Origin of the sequence: Vibrio sp. 10N.261.52.A1 (genome assembly GCF_002876325.1) — a bacterium.
In the GTDB taxonomy this organism is placed as follows: Bacteria; Pseudomonadota; Gammaproteobacteria; order Enterobacterales; family Vibrionaceae; genus Vibrio; species Vibrio chagasii.
Map to the genome: position 1 here is coordinate 1 of NZ_MCYD01000962.1, position 280 is coordinate 280.

Here is a 280-nt window from a genome sequence, read left to right on the forward strand (position 1 = left end):
ACTGCGATGACAGAGATGTCTCACTCTGTACAAGAAGTGGCTAATAGTGCACAAAGCTCTTTGACTATGGTTCAACAAGTCGAGACGGCTTCTGAATCGGGTCGTCAGATCATGAACACCAACATCAGCACCATCAACCAACTGGAAACTCGCCTAACTGAGTCGGTAAGTGCAGTGGGTGAACTGCAGCAGATGAGTAGCCAAATTGGCTCAATCCTAGACGTAATTCGCGGCATTGCAGAACAGACGAACCTACTCGCACTGAATGCAGCCATTGAAG

1 protein-coding gene is annotated in these 280 nt (G+C 48.2%); it reads left to right on the plus strand.

The annotated features are described in order from the left end of the window. Nucleotides 1-280 (plus strand): methyl-accepting chemotaxis protein (locus BCT81_RS20880; RefSeq protein WP_241908250.1); only part of this gene is annotated, 280 nt, incomplete at both ends.